An 18,038-nucleotide genomic window follows, 5' to 3' on the forward strand; every position below is an offset into this window, starting at 1 on the left:
GCCGCCGCGGCGCCGACCCCGCCAGTCGCCGCGGAGCCGGCGCCGGCGGCGCGCTGAGGCGCCTCCGGTCAGAGGCGGTGACCGGTGGTGGCGTCCACGTGCCCGGGCACCTCGTCGTGCCGCTCCCCGACACTGGAGGTGCCGGACGGCTCGAACATCAGGATCGACGCGCCGTCCGGCGCGGACGGCCGGTGCTCCACCCCGCGCGGCACCACGAACACCGCGCCGCGCGGCAGCACCACCTCCCGCTCCGCGCCCTCCGCGCCGTCGCGCAGGGCGATCCGCAGCTCGCCGTCGAGCACCAGGAAGAACTCGTCGGTGTGGTCATGGGCGTGCCAGACGTGCTCGCCGGCCACCTTGGCGATCCGGACGTCGTAGTCGTTGACGGTGGTGATGATGCGCGGGCTCCACAGCTGGTCGAAGCGCGCCAGGGCGGCGGCCAGCTCGATCGGCTCAAAGTTCATCGGCCCATCCTCGCGCAGCCGCGCCGCTCACAGCCGACGGTGCATGACGTGCAGCCCCACCCGCCCGAGCGTGGGGTGCGCGAACGACTCCGGCACGGTGCCGATCACCGTGAAGCCGAGCCGCCGGTACAGCTCCACCGCCGCCGTGTTGGTCTCCACCACCGCGTTGAACTGCATCGCGGCGAAGCCTTGCCGGCGGGCCCAGTCGAGGGCGTACTCGCACAGGGCCCGGCCGACGCCGCGACCCCGGGCGGCGGCGGCCACCATGAAGCTGGCGGTCGCCACGTGCGCTCCCGGACCCGGCCGGTTCGCGCCCATCTTGGCGGTGCCGAGCACCGTGCCGTCCTCCTCGGCGACCACCGTGCGGCCCGGTGGCCGTTCCACCCACACCTCGTGGGCCACCTCGGCCGGCCACGTCGGGTCGAAGGGAAAGGTCTCCTGCGCGACGATGACGTCCTCGATGATCGGCCAGACCTGGTCCCAGTCGGCCTCGGCGAATTCCCGGATGCGCATCCCGCGCACGCTAGCCGGGCGGCCACCGGCCGGGTACCGGTTTTGTCCCCGCCACCGTCGGGCGCGGGGCAGCGCGAGGTGGCGGGTCGGGACCATCATGAGCAGGTGGCCGAACCCGTCATCGACCTCGACCGCCCCGGCGTCGGGGCCTCCGCCGCACCGACCGCCCCGCCGCCCGGGCCGCGCACCGCCGCGCCCTGGCTGGTCGGCGGGGCCGTCACCGCCGTGCTGCTGCTGCTCGCCGGCCGCTACGGCTACCACCGCGACGAGCTCTACTTCCTGCTCTGCGGCCGGCACCTCGACTGGGGCTACGTCGACCAGGGTCCGCTCGTGCCCGCCGTCGCCCGGCTGGCCGACACGATCGCGCCCGGCAACCTGGTGCTGCTGCGCACCCCGTCGGCGCTGATCGCCGGCGCGTCGGTGGTGCTGGTCGCGGCGCTCGCCCGGGAGTTCGGCGCGGGTCGCGGCGCCCAGTTGTCCGCCGCAGTGCTCGCCGCCGCGGCCGGGGTGGTGCTCGTCCCCGGTCACCTGCTCAGCACCACCACCGTCGACCTGCTGGTCTGGCTCGCCGCCGCCTGGTGCGCCGTGCGGATGCTGCGCACCGGCGACAGCCGCTGGGCGCTCGGCATCGGCCTCGCGCTCGGTCTGGGCATGCTCAACAAGCTGCTGCCCGCGCTGCTCGGCGTCGGCCTGCTGGCCGGGCTGCTGATCGCCGGGCCACGCCGGCTGCTGCGCGACCGGTGGCTGCTGGCCGGCGCCGGCGTCGCCGTCGTGCTCGCCGTGCCCTACCTCGCCTGGCAGGCGGCGCACGGCTTCCCCCAGCTCTCGGTCGCCTCGTCGATCGCCGACGGTGACAGCTCCTACAGCGGCCGGCTGGACGCGCTCGTGCTCCAACTGGTCATCATCAGCCCGTTCGCCACCCCGGTCTGGGTCGCCGGGCTGGTGGCGCTGCTGCGCCGGCCCGCCTGGGCGGCGTACCGGGCGATCGGCTGGGCCTGGCTCGTGGTGTTCGCGATCGTCCTGCTCGCCGGCGGCAAGGGCTACTACGACGCCCCGCTGCTGCTGGTGCTCACCGCGGCCGGGGCGGTGGTCATCGCCGACTGGGCCCGGCGCGGTGCGACCCGGGCCCGGCGGGCGCTGCTCGCCACCGCCGCCGTGCTGATGGTCGCCGGCAGCGCGGTCCTGCTGCTGCCGACCCTGCCGGCCGACCGCCTGCCCGGCTTCGTGGTCGACGTCAACTACGACGCGGGCGAGACCATCGGCTGGCCCGCGTTCGCCGACTCGGTCGCCGCCGTGCATCGGGGCCTGCCGCCGCAGGAGCGCGCCCGGGCGGTGCTGCTCACCGGCAACTACGGCGAGGCCGGTGCGCTGGCCCGCTACGGCCCGGCCCGGGACCTGCCCCGGGCCTACTCGGGGCACAACAGCATGGCCGGGTTCGGTCGCCCGGCCGACGACGCCGACGTGGTGATCGCCGTCGGCTGGGAACGCCCTGATCGGCTGCGTGCCTGGTTCACCGAGGTCACCGAGGCCGGCCGGGTCGACCAGCGGGTCGACGTGGACAACGACGAGAACGGCGGGCCGATCTTCGTCTGCCGCGGCCTGCGCCGCCCCTGGTCGCAGATCTGGGACAGTGAGGTGAGCCACGCCTCCTAAAGCGGCGGGCGCGCGGCCCCCGAGTGACCCCGGCGGCCGGGCCATACTTGGCGCCATGCTCTGGGGCGTCAGCGGACCACTCTTCCTCCTCGACTACGTCACGGCCGTCGCCGGGGCCCTCGCCGTCGCCCTCGCGGTACGCGAGCTGACCGGCCGGCGCGCCCGCGGCGGCACCCCGGACCCGATCGAGCTGGCCTACCTCACCGACCGGGCGCTGCTGGCCTGTCAGGTGGGCGTGGCCGCGCTGCACCGCGCCGGGGTGGTGCGGCGCGGCGAACTGGCCACCCTGTCGGTGGACGGCCCGCCGCCGCCCCGATCGCCCGCGCTGGTCCGCGCCCTGCACGCCGCGCTGCGCCGGCCGGAGACGTGGGCCGCCGTGCTCGCCGATCCGGGCGTCGGCCGGGCGCTGCGCCGGCTGGTCGGCCGGCTCGTCCGGGACGGCTGGCTGCTCACCCCGGCCCAGCGGCGCCGCATCGCGCTGGGCACCCTGCCGCTGTTCGTGGTCGCCGCGGTCGGGGTTACGCGGTTGGTGGAGAGCGCGGTCGAGGGGCGCGACGCCGGCGGGCCGGCCTCCGTGGCGGGCCTGTTGCTGTGCTGCCTGGCCACCGCCCTCGGCGGCTGGTGGCTGTGCGAGGTGCCGGAGACCGGCGCGGCCGCCCGCCGCCTGCTGCGCCGGCAGCGCCGGGAGCACGCCGAACTGGACCCGCAGCGGCGGCCGGCCTGGCGGGAGCGGGACACCGACCAGCTGCTCACCGCGATGGCGCTGTTCGGCCCCCGCCCGCTGCTCGCCGTCGACCCGGGCTTCGCCGTGCAGGTCGGCGTCGACCCCGAGCGCGGCCGCCCGACCCCGGAGCCGAAACCCGCACGCCGCTGACCCGACGCCGGCCGGCGCCTCCCCTGCCCGGCGCCGGCCGCGTCGGGTCAACGCAGCTCGTCGGCGGAGCGGATCACCCGGGCGAGGTCCCGCACCTCGTCGTCCTCGGTGGCGGTGGCCGCCCCGTCCGCGATGGCGGCCAGGTCGGTCAGCCGGACCTGCCCGTCGGACCGGTCCGCCCGCAGCGCCTCGGCGAACCAGGCGGCCGCGTAGCAGGCCCGCAACCGGGGCGACGCCGTGGCGAAGCGGCGGTCCACGTCGGCGACGGTCACCGACCCGTACGTCTCGGCCGGCGTGCGGTCGGCCGGGTCGGTCCAGCGCACCTGCACCTGGGCGATCCGGTCCGATGGGGATGCGCCCTCGGCGAGCCGGACCGCGTACAGCGCCGTGACGCTGTGACCCGGACCCACCTCGCCGCCGTCGACCCGGTCGTCCCGGAAGTCCTCGTCGGCCACCGCCCGGTTGTCGTAGCCCACCAGCCGGTAGGAGCGCACCGCCTGCGGCGCGAAGCTCACCTGCACCTTGGCGTCCAGCGCCCGCACGCTCAGCGTCGCCGGCAACTGCCGCACGAACACCTCGCGGGCCTGCTCCCGCTCGCTGACGTAGACCGCGAAGCCGTCGCCCCGGTCGGCCAGCTGCTCCATCAGCTCGTCGCCGTAGCTGCTGCCGACGCCCACGCCGAGCAGGGCGATCTGCTTCTCCGCCTCGGCGCGCACCTGGCGCAGGATGGGCTCCGCGTCGGTGCTGCCGGTGTTGGCCAGCCCGTCGGAGAGCACGATCACCCGGTTCGTCCGTCCGGGGCGGAAGCCGTCCCGGGCCACCCGGTAGCCGAGCACCAGGCCGGCCTCCAGGTTGGTGCTGCTGCGGGTGTGCAGCGAGTCGATCGCCGCGTGCAGCGGCCGGGCGTCGGCCACCGGCGTCATCTCCCGGACCACCCGGGCGTCGGAGCTGAACTCGACCACGGCGATGGAGTCGGTGGGGCGGAGCTGGTCCACCAGGGTGTGCAGGGCGTCGCGTACCAGGTCGAGCCGGCCGGGCTCGCCCATCGACCCGGAGACGTCGATGACGAAGGTGAGCGACGCGTCCGGGCGGCGCTCCTCGTCCTCGGCGCGGGTCTGCAGGCCGACCCGCAGCAGCCGCTCGTCCCCGCCGGCCTCGTGGGTCTCGGGCAGGCGGGCGCCGTCGACGTGCACGGCGAAGCCGTCACCGGCGGGCTGCGGGTAGTCCTGACGGAAGGAGTTGACGAACTCCTCGGGCCGCACCGTGCCGCGCTCCGGCAGCCGGCCGTCCATGATGAGCCGGCGGGCGTAGCCGTACGACGCGGTGTCGACGTCGACGGCGAAGGTGGACAGCGGGTCGTCCGAAGCCCGGGTCTCGTCGCCGGACCAGGGGATGTTGCCGTCCGTGCGGGCCGGCTCCCGGGCCGCGCCGCTGCGCTGCCCGCCGCCGTCGGCGGTGCAGGCGCCGACCGTCAGAGTGGTGGCCAACGCCGCCAGCAGCAGCAGCACCGACCGTCTGATCCGGACCATGGTTCCTCCAGAGGGGATGGGGACGGGTCACGATCATTGACGCAGGCCGACGGCACGGCGGATCCCGCCGTGGCCGAGCCGATACCCAAGCGCGACCGTCGTGACCGATTCGTGCGCGGGACGTGACCTGAGCGGCCGCCCTCGGGGGGCGGCGGCGTGCTCGATGCGGCAGAGTGGGCCCACGGCCGGCGGCGGCCGGAACGAGCGGGAGGTGAGCCGTGGACGGCCCGACCGGAGTGGTGTTCCCCGCGACCGGCGACGGCCGGCGCAGCACGACCCTGCTGGGGCGGGCGGTGGTCGCCGACGCCCTGCGCGCGGTGGACCCGGTCGGCGCCCGCTCCGCCGAGCACGAGACCGATTGGCGGCACGGCTACCTCGGCCACTTCCGCCGGCTCGTCGAGGCGGGCCTGCTGTCCCGGGAGGCCGCGCTCACCGTCGCCCGGGACGGGCTCGCCGCCCTGCACGCCCGGATGCGCTACGTCGCGGCGGACGGCAACGAGGTCGCGCTGGAGGAGGCGTTCTCGCTACTCGACCGGGAGCCGCCACTGGAGACCGCCACGGTGACCGGCGCCGGCCCGGTGGAGCGCGAGCTGTCCCTGCCGTACCGGGGGCAGCGCCTGCGCGGTGACGACCTGCGCCGGCGCCTCGACGCCTGGGTGGACGCGGGCGTCGTCGAGCCGAGCTGCGCCGAGGCGGTCCGCGCAGTGCAGGCCAACCCGGACTGGCTGGACCTGCGCGACCAGCGGATCGTGGTGCTCGGCGCGGGCGCCGAGATGGGCCCGCTGCCGTCCCTGCTGCGCTGGGGCGGCGCGGTCGTCGCCGTCGACCTGCCCCGCCCGGAGATCTGGCGCCGGCTGCTGCGCACCGCCCACCGGTACGGCGGCCGGTTGCACCTGCCCGTGCGTCCCGGCACCGGCGACGACGACGCCGCCCTCGCCGCCGGTGCCGGCGCCGACCTGCTGCACCGCCTGCCGCAGGCCGCCCGTTGGCTGCGCGACCTGGAAGGCCGGCTCGTGCTCGGCAACTACGTGTACGCCGACGGCGCGACCAACGTCCGGGTCGCCACCGCGGTCGACGCGCTCACCGTCCACCTGGGGCGCCACCGCCCGGACGCCGCGCTGGCCTTCCTGGCCACCCCCACCGACGTGTACGCCGTGCCCGCCGAGGCCGTCGCCCACGCCGAACGCGGCTACGCCGCCCGCGGGCTGGCGCGCCGGTCGCTGCGGCTGCTCTCCGGCGGCCGGCTGCTGCACCGCAACTACCCGCCCGGCGCCGACCCGGGGATCAACGACAGCCTGGTGCCGCAGCAGGGACCGAACTACGCGCTGGCCAAGCGGCTGCAACGCTGGCGGGCGGCGGCGGCCCGGGACGCCGGCGCGACCGTGTCGTTCACCGTGGCGCCGCCCACCCGCACCCGCTCGGTGCTGCGCAACCGCGCCCTCGCGGCCGCGTACGCCGGGGCGCACCGGTTCGGCATCGAGGTGTTCGAGCCGGCCACCAGCAACACCCTGATGGCAGCGCTGCTCGTGCACGACCTGCGCACCGGCGGCGGTCCCGCCCAGGAGCACCCGTGGCGGGACGAGGCGTACGCGGCGGCGCACGGCGGCCTGTGGCGGGTGCCGTACGCCCCGCGCAGCGCGCTCGGCCTGGCCGTGCTGCTCGGACTGGGTGGTGCGCGGGCCTGAGCACAGGTTTCCTTCTCTTGCGCGCCGGGAAGCCACCTGCATGGCCGAGACCTTCGCAGATCAGGACCTGACCACCCTGCGGTCCATCGCGCGCGGGGCCGGGATAACGGACACCGAGCGCATGCCGCACGACGAACTGGTCGAGATGTTGCGCCGGGCGGGCCTGGCCGATCCAAGCGCCCGGCCGGTCGACACCAGCCTGGCCGATCCGGGTGACCCCGGCACCGACGAGGGCAGGTACCACGCCCGGGGCGTCGGTCAGCGGGAGTCCGCCGGCGGCGCGGGAGCACAGACCGCCGGCCCGCCGGAGCCGCCGACCCGGGATCCGGCCGGGTTGTCCGGGCTGCCCCGCAGCAGCCTGAACCTGGGCGACGAGAGCACCGGCGGACGCGCCGCCGAGGAGGCGATCGGCGCCCGACCCGGGGAGTCGGGCACCGAGATCGACGACCGCGCCGAGGACAGCCGGGGCGTCCGGGGCGAGGTCCGGGATCCGGCCGGGTTGTCCGGGCTGCCCCGCAGCAGCCTGAACCTGGGCGACGAGAGCACCGGCGGACGCGCCGCCGAGGAGGCGATCGGCGCCCGACCCGGCGAGTCGGACACCGAGATCGACGACCGCACCGAGCGCTGACCGAGCCCACCGCGAGCCACCTCGAGCCGGGGTGGCTCGCGGAACATTGTGGACGTTAATCCTGTTTCAGTGCTCAACGCACGTCTGCTCTGTTTGGGGCCGCCGTGCCTTCGGCTCCGGTTATGCGAATAGTGAAAAGAACGGGCCGTCCCTCACCTTCATACTGGGACATACAGTCACAACTTCCCCAATAGCCTCGGCCGGTGGCTTCTCGCATCTCGTTCGACCGGCTCCCCGGCGGCCCGCACCCTCGCACCCCATCGGTCCTGCCTGGACCCGCCCGACCGGTCTTCGTCGACGCGACCGGCGCCCGCCGGCAACGGATCCGGCGCGCGGGCGTCCTCGCCGCGGTGACGTCGCTGAGCTACCTGCCGATGGCCGCGTTCGGCCTGCTCCCCGGCCCCGCGACGCCGATGCTGCCCGGCCCGGTCTCGGTCGGCGGCGCCCCGAGCGGCGGACCCACCCGCCCGCCCGCCGTCGCCCTGTCCCCCCGGCCCACGGACCGGCGACCGGCTCCGCGGCCGACGGACACCGTGGACGCGCCACCGGCGCCCGCCGCCACGCGGCGCCCGGCCGGCGACGCGCGACCGGCGCCCCGGCGGGTCGGCCCCGTCGGGGTGGACGCCCCGGCGGACGATCGGCCCGCCAGCCCGGATCCGACCACGTCGCCGACCCCGACGCCGGACGACCCGACGCCGCCCGCCACGCCGACACCGCCCGCGGCCAGCGAGCCCGGCGCCATCCTGCCCCCCCTGCCCGGGCCCGGTCCGGAGATCGTCGGATGACCCTGCCGAACCGCCGCACCGCCGGCCGCTTCGTCGTCGCGTCCCTCGCCCTGGTGGTCGGGTCCGTGCTGCTGGTCGAGGCGTACGCCAACGCCCGCTTCCGCCCCGACCACGTCCGCGACGCCGAGGACCAGGTCACCGTGCCGGCGGAGATCCTGGACGGCGGCCCGGTGCTCGACGCCCGGGGCGACCAACCCCGCACCTACCGGCTGCCGGCGCGGACCATCGCCCTCACCTTCGACGACGGGCCGGACCCGACCTGGACCCCCCGGGTCCTCGATGTCCTGCGCCGGCACCACGCCCCGGCCACCTTCTTCGTCGTCGGGTCGGAGGTGGCCCGCCACCCCGACCTGGCCCGGCGCGCCGTGGCCGAGGGCCACGAACTCGGCGTGCACACCTTCACCCACCCCGACGTGAGCCTGCTGCCCCCGTGGCGGCAGCGGATGGAGTACGCGCAGACCCAGATGGCGATCGTGCACGCCACCGGGATCCGGACGAGCCTACTGCGCTTCCCGTACTCGTCGGTGCCCAGCGCCGTGGACGACGCCAACTGGCCGGTGATCCGGCAGGCCGCCGGACAGGGCTACCTGACCGTGGTCAACGACCTCGACGGTGAGGACTGGGCGCGGCCCGGGGTGGACGCCATCGTGCGGAACCTGACGCCGCCCGGCGACGAGGGCGCCGTGGTGCTGCTGCACGACGCCGGCGGGGACCGGTCGCAGACCCTCGCGTCCCTGGACCGGTTCATCCCGCTGATGCGCGCCCGCGGCTACACCTTCACCACCATCAGCGGGGGGCTGAACCGGGCCCGGCCGGACGCGTCAGCGTTCGCCGGTAACGTCCCGGCATCCACGATGGACCGCTGGCGGGCCGCCCCGGTCTGCTGGGCGATCCGGCTGGCCGACGGGATCCTGCGTGGCCTCGCCCTGGTCTTCGTGGTGGTCGGGCTGCTCATGTTGACCCGTACGCTGCTGCTGCTCCTGCTGGCCGGCCGGCTGGCCCGGCGCCGACGGGCCCACCGCTGGCCCTGGGGAGTCACGGACGCGCCGGTGTCGGTCATCGTGCCGGCCTACAACGAGCGGGCCGGCATCGTCGCCACCGTCCGGTCCCTGGTCGCCAACGACCACCCCGGGATCGAGGTGATCGTGGTCGACGACGGGTCGACCGACGGCACCGCCGACCTCGTCGACTCCCTCGGCCTGCCCGGCGTCCGGGTGATCCGCAAACCCAACGGCGGCAAGGCGACCGCCCTCAACACCGGACTCCTGTACGCCTCGCACGACATCATCGTCACCGTCGACGCGGACACCGTCTTCGAGCCGGACGCGATCCGGCGGCTCGTCGAGCCGTTCACCGACCCGGGGATCGGCGCGGTGGCCGGCAACGTCAAGGTCACCAACCGGCACGGGCTGCTCGGCAAGTGGCAGCACATCGAGTACGTCATCGGCTTCAGCCTGGACCGCCGCTTCTACGAGAAGCTGGGCTGCATGCCGACCGTGCCCGGGGCGATCGGCGCCTTCCGGCGGCGCGCCCTGGCCGGGGTCGGCGGAATGAGCGGCGACACCCTGGCCGAGGACACCGACGTGACCATGGCGGTGCTGCGCGCCGGCTGGCGGGTGGTGTACCAGGACCGGGCCCGCGCCTGGACCGAGGCGCCCGCCTCGGTGGGCGACCTGTGGCGGCAGCGTTACCGCTGGAGCTACGGCACCCTCCAGTCGATGTGGAAGCACCGGGGCGCCATCCGCGACCGGGGCGCCGGAGCCCGGTTCGGCCGGTTCGGCCTGCCCATGCTCGCCCTGTTCGGCGTGCTGCTCCCCCTGCTCGGGCCGGTGCTCGACGTGCTCGCCCTCTACGGGCTGTTCTTCCTCGACACCACGAAGACCGCCGTGGCCTGGCTGGTCATGCTCGCCGTGCAACTGCTCACCGCGGCGGTGGCCTTCAAACTCGACCGGGAGCCGCTGCGCCCGCTGCTCACCCTGCCGATCCAGCAGTTCGCCTACCGCCAGCTGATGTACCTGGTGCTGGCCCGGTCCATGGTCACCGCGCTGACCGGCGCCCGGCTGGGCTGGCGCCGGGTCAAGCGGGCCGGCGAGCCGGTGGAGGGGACGCCCGTGTCGCCGGGCACCGGGGCGGGTCGGAACCGCTGGTTCGACACCCTGCGGGCGCTCGCACTGGGCCGGGTCATCGCGTACCACATGTTCGGCGCCGCCTGGCTGAGCTTCGCCTTCCCGGCCATGGGGGTGATGTTCGCCCTCGGCGGCTCGCTGATGGCCCGCTCGCTGGACCGTACGCCGGAACGAGCGGTCAGCGGCCGCGTGCGCCGCCTGCTGCCGGGGCTATGGGCCCTCGGCCTGGTGATGGTGCCGCTGATGCTCTGGCACGGCTGGTCCGACCGGCCCGCCTGGCCTGCGCTGCTGACCTGGGCGGTACCGCTGGTGCAGCCGCCGGGCAACCCGTGGGCGTCGGACGTGACCGGGGTGCTCTGGTACCTGGTGACGTACCTCTGGCTGGTGCTGCTCTCCCCCGCGCTGCTGGCCCTGCACCGGCGGTGGCCGCTGTGGTCGGTGCTCGTGCCGCTGGCCGGCGTGGTGCTGCTCCAGACCGCGGCGCCCGGGTTCGACGGGCCGGTCGAGTCGGTGCTGACCGACCTGGTGACCTTCGGCGCCTGCTGGCTGGTGGGTTTCGCGCACCAGGACCGCCGGTTGCGGCGGCTCTCGCTGCCGACGCTGCTGGGCCTGGCGGTGCTCTGCCTGGGGGTCGCGGTCGGCTGGCTGGCCACCCATCCCGAGGCGGGCCGCGACCTCAACGACATCCCGGTGGCGCAGGCGTTCTGGTCGTTCGGGTTCGTGCTGGTGCTGCTGCGCGTCGCGCCGCCGATGGGCTGGCTGTCCCGGCTCCGGCCGCTGGACCGCCTGGTGACCGCGCTGAACAGCCGCGCGCTGACCATCTACCTCTGGCACAACGCCGCCATCGCGATCTGCTTCGCCGTGGGCGACCTGATCGGCTTCTGGCGGCCCGGCCGGCTGGGCTACCTGACGGTCGCCCTAGTGCTGCTCATCGGTCTGGTGCTGGCCCTCGGCTGGATCGAGGACCTCAGCGCCCGGCGGCCACCCCGACTGCTGCCCTGGCCCGGCCGTACGACCGGTCGGCACTCCGGCGAGCCCACCGTGGCGCGTCCCGCCACGGTGCAGCCCGAACCAACTCCAGTGAGGACGTGAACACGTGCAACACGAACGTTCAAATCGTCATATTCGGTTAAATCTGCCGCATACTTGATTCACGTTGGCGGGCGCGCACCCCGGCCGGGTCCGCTCGGCAGCCGGAGACGACGTCACCGCGGGCCGGCCGCCCGCGGTGGCGCGAAGGCGGTGATTGGGGTGATCACCGCGGCCGGCACGGGTCTCGCCCTCCTACGGACCCGTGCCGGCCACCCCCCGACCCGGGCGGCCGGCTGGCCGCCCCGAACATTCGACGCCTGACCCCTCACAGGTCAGAAGCGGAGCGTAGATGGCGATGTGGCACCCGCCGAGCCCGGCGGAACAGGAACTGTGGAACGCGGTGGTGGCCGGAGTGCGAGCGGCCGAAGAGTCGGACCTGGCGGGCGTCGACGCCGCGGTCGACCGGCTGTCACGGCTGCCCCACCCATGGACGTACCACGTCCTCGGGGACACCGCCGGCCTGCTCATCGAGGAACTCGACCCGGACGGCCAGGACGTCTGGCCGCTGCTGGCCGCGCAGCTCGACGACGGCGAGACCGCCGCCCCGGGGACCCGACGCGGCCGAGCGTCGCTGCACCCGAGCGGCCGGCGCTCGACGGAGTCCGGGGCCGGTGAGCCGGAGGCGCTGCGGCGGCGACTGCTGCTCGTCGCCCGGCTCGCCGACGCCACCCAGGTCGGGGTCGGCGCGTTCCTCGACGTCGCGCTGGCCGACAACGACGCCGGGGCCCGCCGGACGCCGTCGAACTCGCTCCCGCACTGCCGCCTCGGCCAGTGAACCGGCCAGCAGGCAGTTCTTGTCGGCACGTGTCCATATGCTCGCGGGGTGCTGTCGCAGGTGGCCGGCCTCTCCCGGCATTTCACTGAAGAGTCACTCAAGGCGTACCTGCTCGCGCGGTCGGAACGGCTGCCGACTGGCTGCCTGATCGTGCGCGGCTACGGCAGCCGGCGCGGCGTGCACCAGAAGGTCGGAGGGCGAGCGTGGGCCCATGTCGCTGCCTACGCGGTGTTCGTCGGCGGCTACCGCCCTGACCTAGAGGTGCATCACGTGTGCAATGTCCCCGACTGCATCGAGCCGACCCACCTCCGTCAACTCAGCCATGCCGAGAACTGTCGGCAGCGCAGGCAGCAGCCGCAGTGCCGCAACGGGCATGACCGTGAGGTGGAGCCCGCCACCGGCCGTCTCCGGAAGGTCTGTCGGCGCTGCAACAGCGAGGCGCAGAGGCGGTGGCGGGAGCGCCGTGCCGCTGAGGTGGCCGAGGCGAGGGCTGGCTATCACGCGTAGGCAGGTCGGGGCCGCACGGGCCAGATACACCAACGTAAGTCGTTACGCACAGGAACTGTCATTATGATGTACTGCCGTTCTGTCCCCTTTGTCCGAACAGATTACTGGATTTTCGTAACTGGCAATCCGGTAATCGGGCCGCGCTTCGGAACGGTGTCAAGGCCTGCAACCTGACCAGCGCGACCGCCGCACGGGCCCGTTCGGAGTCGTGATCATGGGCCGGAAAAGGACTGGACGGGATGATGCCCGGGCTTGTAGCTTGCAGCGGACCGCGACACCGCCCGAGGAGGTGAGACCCATGAACGCTGTATCGATGTGGGTGCTCCCCCTTCCCGTCACGGTCGGGCGATTGACGTAGGTGTCGCCGGGAGCGCCTCGCCAACAGGGCACTCCCGAAAGGCAACACCTATGCACTCTCTGCAGTTCACCCCCGAGCCGTCATCGACCGAGACGGTCGAGCGCGACTCCGCCGGGGTCGACGTCCCCGGACTCCCCTCGCCGGCCTCCGGCACCGATCGCACGCCCTGCATGTTCGACGTGATCATCTCCGGGTGCGGGCCGACCGGTGCGATGCTGGCCGCCGAACTGCGGCTGCACGATGTGCGGGTACTCGTCCTCGAGCAGGAAACCGAGCCCGTGTCGTTCGTCCGCATAGTCGGTCTGCACATTCGCAGTATCGAGCTGATGGCAATGCGCGGGCTGCTGGAGCGCATTCTCGAACGCGGGAGACAGCGTCCGGCCGCCGGCTTCTTCGCTGCCATCGACAAACCCGCGCCCGAGGGCCTGGATTCCGCGTACGCCTATCTGCTGGGCATCCCGCAGCCGGTCATTGTCCACCTGCTCGAAGAACATGCGATCGCACTGGGCGCGCAGGTCCGGCACGGTTGTGCGGTGGCAGGGTTCGCGCAGGACGACGAGGGTGTGACCGTCGAGCTGGCCGACGGAGAACAGCTGCGTTCGCGGTATCTCGTCGGCTGCGACGGCGGGCGCAGTACGGTGCGCAAACTGCTCGGCGTCGGCTTCCCCGGCGAGCCCTCGCGGACCGAGACGCTGATGGGCGAGATGGAAGTGGGAGTGCCGCAGGAGGAGATCGCCGCCAAGGTGGCCGAAATCCGCGAGACCGACAGGCGATTCAGCTTCGGGCCCGCAGGCGTTGGGGTCTATCGCGTCGTAATCCCCAAGGCGGGAGTCAGCGATCGTGCGGAACCGCCCACCCTCGAGGATTTCAAACAACAGTTGCGCACCATCGCCGGAACCGATTTCGGCGTGCACTCCCCGCGCTGGTTGTCCCGCTTCGGGGATGCCACACGGCTGGCCGAACGTTATCGGCTCGGGCGGGTGCTGCTGGCCGGCGATGCGGCACACATCCATCCACCCATCGGCGGACAGGGCCTCAACCTGGGCGTTCAGGACGCATTCAACCTCGGCTGGAAACTGGCCGCACAGATCCGCGGCTGGGCGCCGGAAACACTGCTGGACACCTACCAGGCCGAACGTCGTCCGGTCGCCGAGGACGTGCTGGACAACACCCGCGCCCAGATGGAGCTGCTGTCCCCCGAACCGGGCCCGCAGGCCGTGCGCAGGCTGCTCACCGAACTGATGGACTTCGACGAGGTGAACCGCCATCTGATCGAGAAGATCACCGCGATCGGCATCCGCTACGACTTCGGCGCGGGCCCCGACCTGCTCGGCCGCCGCCTGCGCGACATCGACGTGAAACAGGGCCACCTCTACGGTCTGCTGCATCGCGGCCGCGGCCTGCTGCTGGACCGCACCGAACGCCTGACCGTCGGCGGCTGGTCGGACCGGGTCGATTACCTCGCGGATCCCACTGCGGTACTGGGTGTTCCGTGCGTCCTGCTACGCCCCGACGGCCACGTCGCCTGGGTCGGCGACGATCAGCAGGACCTGGACGACCACCTCTCCCGCTGGTTCGGCAAGCCCGCCAACTGAGTTCGCCTGAGCAACCGAAAATGAATTGAGCCTTGCTTCCGCGTTCCCGTAGCTTGCCCTCAGGCCCATCCCAGTGAGGACAGAGGACAAAACCGCGTGACCCCGCCTGCTCTCTAGACCTGACACCTTCTCGCGCTCACCTGTAGCCGACGCTCCCGTCGGCTCTGCCGGGCTGCCCTCGGGCGCCCGGTCATACAGCGTTCGAGGCCGCGCGTAATCGGCCTCGTGTCAGGTCTAGAGAGATCAGGTCTAGAGAGATCATGTCTTCACAACCTCATATCGTGCTGCCCTGGATCGTCCGTCGGACCAGGCTGCCTCTCCTGTCGTTGGGGTGCGTGGACTGCCGGTCGGGGTCGGCCACCACCGGCGAGGGCAGGTTCCGCGTCAACGCCAACGGCAAGCTGCTGGACGTGTGGCTGCTGGTCCGCTGCGTGTCCTGCGACCGGACGAGCAAGCTCACCGTGCACGAGCGAGCGCCGGTCAGCTCCTTCGATCCGGCCGAGCTCCACGGCTACCACGTCAACGATCCGGAACTGGTGGCGTCCAGGCTGTTGGATCCGTTGCTGGCCCGGCGCAGCCGCTTCGCTCTGGACTGGACGGGGGCCTGGCGGCTGGACGCCCCGTCGGTAAGGCTCGACGAGGCGTGGCCGGTCCGGGTGGACGTCGTCTTCGAGGATCCGGTGCCGGTGCGCCCGGATCGGCTCATTGCGCACGGGCTCGGCCTCAGCAGGCAGGAGGTACTGCGCCGGATCAAGTGCGACATTCCGCTGCGCCGTCGGACGAGCGCCGGATTCACCTTCACCGTGGTCGCCGGCGACTAGCGGGGACGCAGCCGGGCGGCCCGAGTGGCCCGCCCGGCTGCGTCCTTACCCGGCACCCCAGGTCGTGACGGTTCGTCGTCCAAAGCCAAGGCGATACGGTGTTCGCGTGGAACGGGACGAACGGCTCCTTCACGCCTCGTCGTTCGGGGCGGCGGCGACCGCATACGCCGAGCACCGTCCGGACTATGCGCAGGCCGCGGCGCGCTGGGCGCTCGAGCCGGCGCCCGGCTCGCGGGTGCTGGACCTCGGCGCCGGAACCGGCAAGCTCACCGCCACGCTGGTCTCGGTGGGCGCCGACGTCACCGCGGTCGAGCCTGACCCGGCGATGCTGACCGAGCTGCGCCGCGCACTGCCGGACGTCCCTGCCCTGCCGGGTAGCGCCGAGGCGATACCACTGCCGGACGCGTCCGTCGATGCCGTACTGGCCGGTAACGCCATGCACTGGTTCGACATGGCCGTCGCGGGCCCCGAGATCGCCAGGGTCGTGGCACCCGGCGGCATCCTCGCCGGCCTGTGGAACGTCATGGACGACCGGGTCGACTGGGTTGCCGGGCTGGCGCGGGTCAGCGGGAGCGCGGCCATCGGCCCGCGTGACACGCCCACCAGCTGGCGCGCCGAGACGGCCGACGCGCACCTTCCGAAGACTGACGCAGCCGCCCGGTTCGGCTCGCCGGAGCAGGCCGAGTTCCCGCACGGGCAGCGCCGCACCGCCGACTCTCTCATTGCGACACTGGCGACGAGGGCGGGAATGCTGGTCATGCCGGAACAGGAACGCGAGGCCACGCTCGGCCGGATCCGCGCCTTCCTCGCCAGCAGACCAGAGACCGCGGACGGCGAGTTCACCCTCCCGATGCTGACCTGCGTGCTGCGCGTCCGGCGGCTGTGACCGGCGCCCGTGACGACCGCTCCCGTGGACACGGTGCTGCTCTCTGACGGAGTGTTCCTCCTGCGTTCAACCGGATTCGGCCAGCAGGCGGCTATCTACCCGTGATCTGAGCTTGGCGGGGCAGTGCCGCCCGAGGTCGCTTCGGGCTTCATGTAGAGGATCTCGCGGGCCTGCTCCGCGGCGCGGGTGAGGCTCTCGGTGACGAAGTCGACGAAGCGGGCGATGTTCTCGAGGCGGGCGGCGGCCGGGGTGTCGGGTCCGAGGATTCTGACGCCCTGCCGTGCGGTCTCGGCGAGCTGGATGTTGGAACGGGCGGCCGCGACCATCCCCTGGTACCAGACGTCGTTGTCGACGACGTAGCGCTCGCGGCGCCGTTCGTCGCGTTCCCGGCGGATGAGGCCCTGGCGTTCGAGGAACGCGACCGCTTTGGAGATGGACGCCGGGCTGACCTGGAGGCGCTGGACGAGTTCGGACGCCGTGAGGCTGCCCGCGTCGGTGGTGTAGAGGCAGGTCAGCACCCTGGACATCATCTTGGGCAGGCCCTGTTGCATGAAGAGGGTGGTGAACGTCTCCTCGTACTCGCGCACGGCCTCGGCGTCGCGTCCGTCGGCCTGCGGAGTCGCCTGCGGACCTCGGGGAGCGGCCTGCCTGCGCCGGTGAGCGCGCTGTTCCGTGGCGCGGTGGGCCAGGTCCGGGCGGTAGGCGGTGGGGCCGCCGTTGCGCATCACCTCGCGCGTGATGGTCGAGGTGGGGCGGTCGAGACGTCTGGCGATCTCCGCGTAGGCGAGCCCGTCGGCCAGCCCCAGCGCGATCTGCTGGCGTTCCTGCTGGGTGAGCCTGCCTCCCGGCATCCCGATCTCCCCTCACGCTTGCTTGGTGCCGCCAGCATAGCGTTCACTCCCGATCCAATGCAACGAGGCAGCAGGCCTACGTTGCATTGAAGCTGGACCCGTTGCAACGATTATCCAGCCTCTACCTGCGTTAATGCTGCCCGTGTGCAACAAGAGCGTTGCTCGACCTGTGAACGCAACGTAGCGTTTCCGGTGTCAGAAACAACGAGCAACAGGAGAACGTGATGCAGAAGTTCGATACCCCCGCCCCGATCTCCGCCGTCGTGGACATCCCCGCAGGGCGCGTCCAGTTCATCGCCGCCGACCGGGCCGACACCATGGTCGAGGTCCTGCCCGCGGACGCCTCGAAGGGCCGCGACGTGAAGACGGCGGAGCAGACCAGGATCGAATACGCCGACGGCGTCCTGCGGATCCACACCACCGAGGCGAAGAACCAGCTCTTCGGCCCCTCCGGATCCCTGGAGGTCACCGTCCAGCTGCCCGCCGGCTCCAGCATCGCGGGCAAGGCCGCCAGCTCCGAGCTCCGCGGCGTCGGCCGCCTCGGCGACGTCGTCTTCGAAGGCGCGTACCGCCAGATCAAGATCGACGAGGCCGCGAGCGTCCGCCTCACCGCGATCGACGGCGACGTCGAGGTCGGCCGGCTCAACGGCCCCGCGGAGATCAGCACCGCACGGGGCGACATCCGGATCACCGAGGCCGTGCGCGGCACGGTGGTGCTCCGCACCCAGCTCGGCGACATCTCGGTCGGCGCCGCCGGCGGCGTCTCGGCCGCCCTGGACGCGGGCACCGGCTACGGCCGCGTCAGCAACGCCCTCAAGAACGACGGCGCCGCCGACCTCGACATCCGCGCCACCACCTCCCACGGCGACATCGTCGCCCGCAGCCTCTGAGGAGCA

At 73.2% G+C, this 18,038-nt stretch carries 16 protein-coding genes; 12 read left to right on the top strand and 4 right to left on the bottom strand.

Going from position 1 to position 18,038, the window contains the following annotated elements:
• Positions 1–68: 68 nt before the first annotated feature.
• Together AB0F68_RS24220 and AB0F68_RS24225 are read right to left on the bottom strand one after the other, a co-directional pair.
• The gene (locus AB0F68_RS24220; protein WP_357341994.1) at positions 69–464 is read right to left on the bottom strand and encodes a cupin domain-containing protein; all 396 of its coding nucleotides are present in this window, start codon (positions 462–464) and stop codon (positions 69–71) included.
• 27 nt (positions 465–491) lie between these two features.
• The gene (locus AB0F68_RS24225) at positions 492–977 is read right to left on the bottom strand and encodes a GNAT family N-acetyltransferase (RefSeq protein WP_357341996.1); all 486 of its coding nucleotides are present in this window, start codon (positions 975–977) and stop codon (positions 492–494) included.
• 105 nt (positions 978–1,082) lie between these two features.
• Between AB0F68_RS24225 and AB0F68_RS24230 the strand changes: the two genes are divergently transcribed.
• Together AB0F68_RS24230 and AB0F68_RS24235 are read left to right on the top strand one after the other, a co-directional pair.
• The gene (locus tag AB0F68_RS24230) at positions 1,083–2,630 is read left to right on the top strand and encodes a glycosyltransferase family 39 protein (protein ID WP_357341998.1); all 1,548 of its coding nucleotides are present in this window, start codon (positions 1,083–1,085) and stop codon (positions 2,628–2,630) included.
• 55 nt (positions 2,631–2,685) lie between these two features.
• The gene (locus AB0F68_RS24235) at positions 2,686–3,504 is read left to right on the top strand and encodes a TIGR04222 domain-containing membrane protein (RefSeq protein WP_357342015.1); all 819 of its coding nucleotides are present in this window, start codon (positions 2,686–2,688) and stop codon (positions 3,502–3,504) included.
• A gap of 47 nt (positions 3,505–3,551) precedes the next feature.
• On the opposite strand, the gene AB0F68_RS24240 is transcribed toward AB0F68_RS24235, so the two are convergent.
• The gene (locus AB0F68_RS24240; protein WP_357342021.1) at positions 3,552–5,033 is read right to left on the bottom strand and encodes a von Willebrand factor type A domain-containing protein; all 1,482 of its coding nucleotides are present in this window, start codon (positions 5,031–5,033) and stop codon (positions 3,552–3,554) included.
• A 218-nt stretch (positions 5,034–5,251) separates the two neighbouring features.
• Between AB0F68_RS24240 and AB0F68_RS24245 the strand changes: the two genes are divergently transcribed.
• The 9 genes from AB0F68_RS24245 to AB0F68_RS24285 all read left to right on the top strand — a co-directional run bounded on the left by AB0F68_RS24245 (position 5,252) and on the right by AB0F68_RS24285 (position 16,291).
• Positions 5,252–6,718 carry a hypothetical protein gene (locus tag AB0F68_RS24245; protein ID WP_357342023.1) on the top strand — a complete coding sequence of 489 codons (1,467 nt, stop codon included), beginning with the start codon at positions 5,252–5,254 and terminating at the stop codon, positions 6,716–6,718.
• 40 nt (positions 6,719–6,758) lie between these two features.
• Positions 6,759–7,346 (top strand): hypothetical protein, encoded by a 588-nt coding sequence (locus AB0F68_RS24250; RefSeq protein WP_357342225.1) that lies wholly within the window; start codon positions 6,759–6,761, stop codon positions 7,344–7,346.
• 203 nt (positions 7,347–7,549) lie between these two features.
• Complete coding sequence (locus AB0F68_RS24255) at positions 7,550–8,131, top strand: hypothetical protein (RefSeq protein WP_357342025.1); 582 nt, start codon at positions 7,550–7,552, stop codon at positions 8,129–8,131.
• A complete protein-coding gene (locus tag AB0F68_RS24260) occupies positions 8,128–11,349 on the top strand; it encodes a glycosyltransferase (RefSeq protein ID WP_357342027.1) in 3,222 nt (1,073 codons plus the stop codon). Before AB0F68_RS24255 ends, AB0F68_RS24260 begins: the two co-directional genes overlap by 4 nt.
• Positions 11,350–11,638: 289 nt before the next feature.
• Positions 11,639–12,124, top strand: coding sequence for a hypothetical protein (locus AB0F68_RS24265; protein ID WP_357342029.1), 486 nt, complete (start codon positions 11,639–11,641; stop codon positions 12,122–12,124).
• Between the two features lie 48 nt (positions 12,125–12,172).
• Positions 12,173–12,631 (top strand): HNH endonuclease, encoded by a 459-nt coding sequence (locus tag AB0F68_RS24270; protein ID WP_357342031.1) that lies wholly within the window; start codon positions 12,173–12,175, stop codon positions 12,629–12,631.
• A gap of 528 nt (positions 12,632–13,159) precedes the next feature.
• Positions 13,160–14,584: a rifampin monooxygenase gene (gene rox / locus AB0F68_RS24275; RefSeq protein ID WP_357342205.1), complete on the top strand. Its 1,425-nt coding sequence runs from the start codon at positions 13,160–13,162 to the stop codon at positions 14,582–14,584.
• A gap of 335 nt (positions 14,585–14,919) precedes the next feature.
• Entirely contained in the window at positions 14,920–15,405 is a 486-nt protein-coding gene (locus AB0F68_RS24280; RefSeq protein WP_357342033.1) for a DUF1062 domain-containing protein, read from the top strand.
• 106 nt (positions 15,406–15,511) lie between these two features.
• Positions 15,512–16,291 carry a class I SAM-dependent methyltransferase gene (locus AB0F68_RS24285; protein ID WP_357342035.1) on the top strand — a complete coding sequence of 260 codons (780 nt, stop codon included), beginning with the start codon at positions 15,512–15,514 and terminating at the stop codon, positions 16,289–16,291.
• 95 nt (positions 16,292–16,386) lie between these two features.
• Here AB0F68_RS24285 and AB0F68_RS24290 read toward each other — a convergent pair whose 3' ends face one another.
• Positions 16,387–17,142 carry a helix-turn-helix domain-containing protein gene (locus AB0F68_RS24290; protein WP_357342043.1) on the bottom strand — a complete coding sequence of 252 codons (756 nt, stop codon included), beginning with the start codon at positions 17,140–17,142 and terminating at the stop codon, positions 16,387–16,389.
• Positions 17,143–17,366: 224 nt separating this feature from the next.
• Here AB0F68_RS24290 and AB0F68_RS24295 point away from each other — a divergent pair, with 224 nt between their 5' ends.
• Positions 17,367–18,032 carry a DUF4097 family beta strand repeat-containing protein gene (locus AB0F68_RS24295; RefSeq protein WP_357342044.1) on the top strand — a complete coding sequence of 222 codons (666 nt, stop codon included), beginning with the start codon at positions 17,367–17,369 and terminating at the stop codon, positions 18,030–18,032.
• The last annotated feature ends 6 nt before the right edge of the window (positions 18,033–18,038 follow it).

The sequence above is a fragment of the Micromonospora sp. NPDC023966 genome (genome assembly GCF_040639095.1).
Lineage (GTDB): Bacteria > Actinomycetota > Actinomycetes > Mycobacteriales > Micromonosporaceae > Micromonospora.

What these genes read in the sequence shown, in the direction of transcription:
- AB0F68_RS24225 (WP_357341996.1), bottom strand. Translation starts at nt 977, where the DNA reads ATGCGCATCCGGGAATTCGCCGAGGCCGACTGGGACCAGGTCTGGCCG.
- AB0F68_RS24240 (WP_357342021.1), bottom strand. Translation starts at nt 5,033, where the DNA reads ATGGTCCGGATCAGACGGTCGGTGCTGCTGCTGCTGGCGGCGTTGGCC.
- AB0F68_RS24260 (WP_357342027.1), top strand. Translation starts at nt 8,128, where the DNA reads ATGACCCTGCCGAACCGCCGCACCGCCGGCCGCTTCGTCGTCGCGTCC.
- AB0F68_RS24295 (WP_357342044.1), top strand. Translation starts at nt 17,367, where the DNA reads ATGCAGAAGTTCGATACCCCCGCCCCGATCTCCGCCGTCGTGGACATC.
- AB0F68_RS24290 (WP_357342043.1), bottom strand. Translation starts at nt 17,142, where the DNA reads ATGCCGGGAGGCAGGCTCACCCAGCAGGAACGCCAGCAGATCGCGCTG.
- AB0F68_RS24220 (WP_357341994.1), bottom strand. Translation starts at nt 464, where the DNA reads ATGAACTTTGAGCCGATCGAGCTGGCCGCCGCCCTGGCGCGCTTCGAC.
- AB0F68_RS24250 (WP_357342225.1), top strand. Translation starts at nt 6,759, where the DNA reads ATGGCCGAGACCTTCGCAGATCAGGACCTGACCACCCTGCGGTCCATC.
- AB0F68_RS24235 (WP_357342015.1), top strand. Translation starts at nt 2,686, where the DNA reads ATGCTCTGGGGCGTCAGCGGACCACTCTTCCTCCTCGACTACGTCACG.
- rox (WP_357342205.1), top strand. Translation starts at nt 13,160, where the DNA reads ATGTTCGACGTGATCATCTCCGGGTGCGGGCCGACCGGTGCGATGCTG.
- AB0F68_RS24265 (WP_357342029.1), top strand. Translation starts at nt 11,639, where the DNA reads ATGGCGATGTGGCACCCGCCGAGCCCGGCGGAACAGGAACTGTGGAAC.